This window comes from Mycobacterium sp. (genome assembly GCF_049585075.1).
Lineage (GTDB): Bacteria > Actinomycetota > Actinomycetes > Mycobacteriales > Mycobacteriaceae > Mycobacterium.
On sequence record NZ_JBAUZA010000377.1, the window covers coordinates 23,589 to 30,252 of the forward strand.

Below are 6,664 nucleotides of genomic sequence, written 5' to 3' on the forward strand. Positions count from 1 at the left end.
GGTATCCCGCAGCTACGTGAACGGCCAATGAACAGCTCAGCGAGCGCCCGTGCCGGTGGCGGTCGGGCTGGATGTGGCCACCGCATAGGCGGTGTCGACACGATGCTCGGTGAAACCCAGGCGCCGGTAGGTAGCCAGCGCGGCGGCGTTGTCCGACTCGACATAGAGCATCACTGTGGGTTGGGCTGCCGTTGCCAGCTGCCGCGCCAGGAACGCGACGCCCACCGATGTCAGCAGCCCACCCAGACCACTGCCCTGCGCCGACGGATCGACGCCGACGACATAGACCTCGCCCAGTCCGGGCTCCTCGGGGTGCACTTTCGTCCAGTGGAAGCCAAGCAGCGCGTCCGTCTGTTCGTCGAAGGCCAGGAACAGCCCTTCGGGATCGAACCACTTTTCGGCGCGTCGCTCAGCCAGATCAGTTGCCGCCCAGCCGCCTTGTTCGGGGTGTTTTGCGAACGCGGCGTTGTTGACCCGCAGTAGTTCGGCGTCGTCGTCGATGCCGGCGTAAGTCCGGATGCGTATCCCGTCGGGCACGGACGGCTCGGTGATGCCGCGCAGCGAGCGGCGCATCTGTACGAGCTCGCGAACCGCTACCAGACCTAACGCCGACGCGGTCGCCCGCGCTGGAGCCAGCGTGCCGTGCGCCCAAAAGTAGTTTCTCCCAGCGGTTTTCGACAATGCGGCACGAATCAATTCAGTGCCGATACCGCGACGGCGGGATTGCGGATGTACCACCAACTCCGCCATGCCGAACCCATCTTGCTGGCTCGAGGAGAGATTCAGATAACCGATGATTCGCTCGCCGCCGCCTGGATGACGACCAGTGGCCAGCAGGTGCCCGGTGCGGCGATGTGCCAACTCCCGCAGAACTTGCTCGCCGACAGGTGCCACTTCATCGAATTCACCTGCCGCACTGACCAGTTCACGTATCTGTTGCTGTTCTTCCGCGGCTAGCTCCGCCCGCCACTCGGGTTGTGTCACTGGCTGCGCAACGGATCGACCAGCGACTCCTGGCGACTCTCTGCCTCGGGCTCGTCGTCGGCGGGGGCGGGCTCGCCGCTCGGTGGCCGGCCGCGGCTCGGCCGGACCGCCTTGTAGCCCACGTTGCGCACCGTGCCGATCAGCGACTCGTACTCCGGCCCGAGTTTGGCCCGCAGCCGGCGCACGTGCACGTCGACCGTGCGGGTGCCACCGAAGAAGTCGTATCCCCATACCTCGTGCAACAGCTGGGCCCGGGTGAATACCCGGCCGGCATGCTGCGCCAGATACTTCAGTAGCTCGAACTCCTTATAAGTGAGGTCCAGCGGACGTCCACGCAACCGCGCTGTGTAGGTGCTCTCGTCGATCACCAGTTCACCGAGGCTGATCTTGCCGACGCTTTCCTGGTCCTGCAGGCTGCCCTTGCGGCCGATCAGCAGTCGCAGCCGGGCGTCGATCTCGGCCGGCCCGGTGCTGGGAAGCAAGATCTCGTCCAAGCCCCAGTCGGCGTTAACGGCCACCAGGCCGCCCTCGTTCACCACAACCACCGCCGGGATCGAGCGGCCCGTCGAACTCAGCAACCGGCACAGCCCACGCGCTGCGGGCAGGTCAAGTCGCGCGTCGACGATCAGGATGTCGGCGCTACCTGCTTCCAGCAACGAGGAAACATCGGGCGGCGCTGTACGCACGTGGTGCGCTAGCAGCGACAACGAGGGTAGGACCACGTCCGGGTGCGGCTCCGCGGTCAGTAGTAGTAGATCCAACAAGCCCCTCCAGCGTCGTGGGAAAGGCGCCTCCCAAATTCATGGCGAGGTGTGAAGTTATCGGCCTGGTTATTAAACGATAGCGTGAACCCCGCAAGTCAGCGCGGTGACGATGCAGACCGGGGGCGGTCTGAGCGCGAAGCGCGCAATTAGACCCAGCGCGGTGACGATGCAGACATGGCGCCGAGGTACGCCACAATATGCGGATGCGTAAGGTGCTGGTCGCTGCGGTAGCGGTGGTACTGGCCGTCGTGATCGTGGCAGTGGGAGCCGCGGGCGTCGACTTCGGGACCACGATCTACGCCGAATATCGCCTGGCCCGCACAGTGCGCCAGACAGCCAACCTGGGTTTCGATCCATTCGTCGCGATCCTCGGCTTCCCGGTAATCCCGCAGGCGATGCGCAACCACTACCGAGAGGTGGAAATCAAGGCCAGCGCAGTCGACCGTCCGGTGATCGGGAAAGCCACGCTGGAGGCGACCATGTATTCGGTCGACTTAAGCGACACGTCCTGGCTGATCGGGCCGAGCGCCAAGCTTCGGGTCGGCAAACTGGAGAGCCGGATCATCATCGACTCCCTGCATCTTGGCCGCTACATGGGTATCCGCGACCTGATGGTCGAGGCGCCGCCGCAGGAGACCAACAACGCGACCGGCGGTACAACCGAATCGGGGATCTCGGGCAGCCACGGTCTGGTGTTCACCGGCACCCCCAAATCAGCCCAGTTCGACAAGCGGGTCAGCGTGTCCGTAGACCTGTCGATTGCCGGCGACGACAAGACCACCCTGGTGTTCACCCCGACCGGCGTGCTGACCGGCCCGGATACCGCCGACCAGAAGGTTCCCGACGACAAGCGCGCCGCAGTGCTGGCCGCGTTCGCCGGAAAGCTGCCCGACCAAAGGCTTCCGTTCGGGCTGACGCCCACGAGTCAAGGCGCTCGTGGCTCCGACGTGATCATCGAGGGCATCAACAAGGGATTAACGATCACGCTCGACGGGTTTAACCGGGCATGACCCCCTCGATCGTGGCCATGGTGGCTGCGCTGGCAGTGGCAGCCGTCGTCGGCTGGCTGCTGACCCGGCGCACGGGCGCTGTCCGGCCCACCGATTCCGGGGTGGAACTGGACACCAGCGACTTGGGCCTGTCGGCTGCCGGGCCGACCGTCGTGCATTTCAGCGCGCCATGGTGCTCGCCGTGTACCCACGTGCGCCGCGTGGTCACCCAGGTGTGTGACGACCTCGGTGAGGTCGCGCACGTGGAAATCGACATGGACGCCAATCCAGCCGCCGCGCGACGTCTTTCAGTTTTATCGCTGCCCACTACTTTTATCTTCGACGCGCACGGACGTCAGCGATACCGCACCGCGGGTGTGCCGAAGGCCGATGACCTGCGGTCGGCGTTGACTCCGCTGTTGGCTTGATGGCGTGGCCATTGGGTAAGCTGTCCGACGTGTCCACCCGCGTTGAGCTCCTGCTCACCAAGCGCCGCACGGTTGATCTGTGCCGCGTCGCGGGTTGCTGCTGTTGTTGTTGTAGTTGCTGAGTAGCCGCGCTTTCGCGCGCCGCGCTCGGAGCAGCCAGGAACAAACACCTTGGCGCGCGTCCCCCATACCCCTGCACAGAGCAGCTAGGAGCCCCATCATGTCGAGCACCAGCACCATCGACCAGGTCGATGTTCGCGGGCCTCGATTCGTCGCCTGGATCACCACCGTCGTGCTGGTGATCACCCTCGTCGTCTCCGGCGTCAGCAACCCCGCCGCCGCGATCATCCTGGGCCTGCAGGCCGTCATCTTCGCAATCGGCGCCACGGCCGGCCCGCGCCGCCACCCCTATGGCCTGATCTTCGCCAATCTGGTGGCCCCGCGCCTGGGACCGGTCCGCGAACGCGAGCCGGCGCCGCCACTGAAGTTCGCTCAACTGGTCGGCCTGGTCTTCGCCGTCATCGGCGCGGCCGGATTCGCCTCCGGTACGCCGCTGGTCGGCCTCATCGCTACCGCAGCAGCATTGGTGGCGGCTTTCCTCAACGCAGCTTTCGGGATCTGCCTGGGCTGCCAGCTCTACCCGCTCGTCGTGCATCTGAAGCCCACTTCCAGGACTTCCGAGCCCGCATAACCCCCGAAAGGATCCACCACATGGCACGCTCCGACGTCCTGGTCTCCACCGACTGGGCCCAGAGCAATCTCGACGCCGCGAACACGGTCTTCGTTGAAGTCGACGAGGACACCAGCGCATACGACGTCGGTCACATCCCCGGCGCGGTCAAACTGGACTGGCGTACCGATCTGCAAGACCCCGTCAAGCGTGACTTCGTCGACGCCCAGCAGTTCTCCAAGCTGCTGAGTGACCGCGGCATCGCCAACGACGACACCGTGATCCTCTACGGGGGCAACAACAACTGGTTCGCCGCCTACGCGTACTGGTACTTCAAGCTATACGGCCATGACAACGTCAAGTTGCTCGACGGCGGCCGCAAGAAGTGGGAGCTCGACGCGCGGCCGATGTCGACCGAGCCAGTGCAGCGGCCCGCGACGTCCTACACCGCCAAGGCGCCCGACAACAGCATCCGGGCGTTTCGCGACGAGGTCATCGCGGCCATCAACGCCAAGAACCTGGTCGATGTCCGCTCACCGGACGAGTTCTCCGGCAAGATCCTGGCGCCGGCCCACCTGCCTCAGGAACAAAGCCAGCGGCCCGGCCACATCCCCAGCGCGATCAATGTGCCGTGGAGTAAGGCCGCCAACGAAGACGGCACGTTCAAGTCCGATGAGGACCTGGCCAGGCTCTATGCCGACGCCGGTCTGGACGGGTCGAAGGAAACGATTGCTTACTGCCGAATCGGCGAGCGCTCGTCGCACACTTGGTTCGTTTTGCAGGAATTGCTCGGCCACAGGAATGTCAAGAACTACGACGGCAGTTGGACGGAATACGGCTCCCTGGTGGGCGCCCCGATCGAGTTGGGAAGCTGATATGTGCTCTGCACCGAAGCAAGGACAGACGTTGCCGGCCAGCGTCGATCTGGAGAAGGAGACGGTGATCACCGGTCGGGTTGTCGATGGTGACGGCCAGGCCGTCGGCGGCGCGTTCGTGCGACTGCTGGATTCCTCCGACGAGTTCACTGCGGAGGTCGTCGCGTCGGCCACCGGTGACTTCCGGTTCTTCGCCGCACCCGGATCCTGGACGCTGCGCGCCTTATCGGCGGTTGGTAACGGCGACGCGGTGGTGAACCCGTCGGGTGCCGGGATCCACGAGGTCGACGTCAAGATCGCCTGAGCGGTCTCCCCGACGAGTCCGAGCATCGTTGTCGAACTAGACTCGTTCCCGTGGTTTTGCTCTTCGAGATCATTCTGGTCGGGATGACCGTGTTCATCTCATGGTTCGCGCTGTACATGCTCTACCGGCTCATCACTGACGAGTCGTGACCTCCGAGGGCCCTGACGGACCGGCCGGTTCCCGTGGTTCCGGAGATCGTGCCGTGGCCGCAGCCGCCGAACGCGCCAAAGCGACCGCGGCTCGCAACATCCCGGTCTTCGATGATCTGCCTATCCCCGCTGACACCGCGAACCTGCGCGAAGGCGCAAATCTGAATGATGCCCTGCTGGCTTTGCTTCCGCTGGTTGGCGTTTGGCGCGGCGAAGGAGAGGGCCGCGGAGCCGACGGCGACTACCGGTTCGGGCAGCAGATCGTGGTTTCACACGACGGCGGCGACTACCTCAACTGGGAGGCACGGTCGTGGCGGGTCACCGATACCGGCGACTACCAGGGACCCGACCTGCGAGAAACCGGCTATTGGCGCTTCGTGAACGATCCCCACGACCCCACCGAGTCCCACGCCATCGAGTTGCTGCTGGCGCACTCCGCCGGCTACGTCGAGCTGTTTTACGGGCGGCCCCTCAACCAGTCGTCGTGGGAATTGGTCACCGATGCCTTGGCCCGCAGCCGATCTGGTGTGCTGGTCGGCGGCGCTAAGCGGCTCTACGGCATCGTCGAGGGCGGCGACCTGGCCTACGTCGAAGAACGGGTGGACGCCGACGGCGGGTTGGTGCCGCATTTGTCGGCGCGGCTCTCGCGGTTCGTCGGCTGACACCGCGTCGGCAGCTGCATCCGAATGCTGCCCGGCCGGAGCGATGATGCGTTATCGTCGCATCGCAGTTTGCCCGTTCGCCCCCGTGCCGGAGGAGACTGCTATGGGGCTATTTGTCAGCTACTCAAGCCAAGACCGGTCGGCCATCGAGCCGTTGACGACGGCGCTTCGGCGGGCACGCCAGCAGGTTTGGTTCGATGAAGACCTCGGTGGCGGGCAAGCCTGGTGGAACGAAATCCTCGAGCAGATCCGCGCTTGCGAGGTCTTCATCGTCGCGCTGTCGAATCACTCGCTGGAGTCCAAGCCCTGTCAGGCCGAGTTGCGTTACGCACAGGCACTGCAGCGACCCATCCTTCCTGTTCGGATCGGCCCGGTCGACAGTATGCGGGCCAATCCGCTTGCCGCACTGCAGGTTATCGACTACCAGAACCCGACCGTTGACACCGGTATCCAGTTGGTCACCGCTGTCCACGCGTTGGCCGCCCAGCAGCCGCCCCTTCCCTCGCCGCTGCCCGACGAACCGCCGGTGCCGTTTGCCTACCTGATGCGGCTGTCCACTACCCTCGCCGAGCAAGATCTCGACCCTCGTCAGCAAACCCACTTGCTGACCGAACTCAAATCCGGGCTCGAAGAGGACGGCGACGATCCCACGGCCCGCAACGACATCGCCCGTCTGCTGCGAATGCTGCGCGACAGAAGCGATGTCACCTACCGCACACGAACCGAAATCGAGGAACTGCTCGCGTCGGTCGATACCAAGGCCGCGGTCGCGGATGCCCCGACCGTGGCAGCGCGGCCGCAGCACGAGCACCCGGTGGCGCGAGCTGCCACTCCCGCAA

Annotated in this window: 10 protein-coding genes; 8 read left to right on the forward strand and 2 right to left on the reverse strand. The window is 65.0% G+C overall.

What is annotated here, in order from left to right; translation table 11 throughout:
• Positions 1 to 36: 36 nt before the first annotated feature.
• Positions 37 to 984 (reverse strand): mycothiol synthase, encoded by a 948-nt coding sequence (gene mshD, locus WB785_RS17840; protein WP_424080627.1) that lies wholly within the window; start codon positions 982 to 984, stop codon positions 37 to 39.
• Positions 981 to 1,748, reverse strand: a complete 768-nt coding sequence (locus tag WB785_RS17845; RefSeq protein WP_424080628.1) for a winged helix-turn-helix transcriptional regulator — start codon at positions 1,746 to 1,748, stop codon at positions 981 to 983. The genes mshD and WB785_RS17845 overlap by 4 nt, the downstream gene beginning before the upstream one ends.
• A 197-nt stretch (positions 1,749 to 1,945) precedes the next feature.
• Between WB785_RS17845 and lmeA the strand changes: the two genes are divergently transcribed.
• The 8 genes from lmeA to WB785_RS17885 form a co-directional block, all read left to right on the forward strand.
• Positions 1,946 to 2,758, forward strand: coding sequence for a mannan chain length control protein LmeA (gene lmeA, locus WB785_RS17850; protein ID WP_424080629.1), 813 nt, complete (start codon positions 1,946 to 1,948; stop codon positions 2,756 to 2,758).
• Complete coding sequence (locus WB785_RS17855; protein WP_424080630.1) at positions 2,755 to 3,165, forward strand: thioredoxin family protein; 411 nt, start codon at positions 2,755 to 2,757, stop codon at positions 3,163 to 3,165. The genes lmeA and WB785_RS17855 overlap by 4 nt, the downstream gene beginning before the upstream one ends.
• Positions 3,165 to 3,287, forward strand: coding sequence for an Ms5788A family Cys-rich leader peptide (locus WB785_RS17860; protein WP_424080631.1), 123 nt, complete (start codon positions 3,165 to 3,167; stop codon positions 3,285 to 3,287). The genes WB785_RS17855 and WB785_RS17860 overlap by 1 nt, the downstream gene beginning before the upstream one ends.
• 98 nt (positions 3,288 to 3,385) lie before the next feature.
• Positions 3,386 to 3,856 (forward strand): DUF4395 domain-containing protein, encoded by a 471-nt coding sequence (locus WB785_RS17865; protein WP_424080632.1) that lies wholly within the window; start codon positions 3,386 to 3,388, stop codon positions 3,854 to 3,856.
• A 20-nt stretch (positions 3,857 to 3,876) separates the two neighbouring features.
• Positions 3,877 to 4,710, forward strand: a complete 834-nt coding sequence (locus WB785_RS17870; protein WP_424080633.1) for a sulfurtransferase — start codon at positions 3,877 to 3,879, stop codon at positions 4,708 to 4,710.
• A gap of 1 nt (position 4,711) precedes the next feature.
• Entirely contained in the window at positions 4,712 to 5,014 is a 303-nt protein-coding gene (locus tag WB785_RS17875) for a DUF1416 domain-containing protein (RefSeq protein ID WP_424080634.1), read from the forward strand.
• 145 nt (positions 5,015 to 5,159) lie between these two features.
• Complete coding sequence (locus tag WB785_RS17880; protein ID WP_424080635.1) at positions 5,160 to 5,825, forward strand: FABP family protein; 666 nt, start codon at positions 5,160 to 5,162, stop codon at positions 5,823 to 5,825.
• 103 nt (positions 5,826 to 5,928) lie between these two features.
• The coding region (locus tag WB785_RS17885) for a toll/interleukin-1 receptor domain-containing protein (RefSeq protein ID WP_424080636.1) at positions 5,929 to 6,664 on the forward strand (736 nt) is incomplete at its 3' end.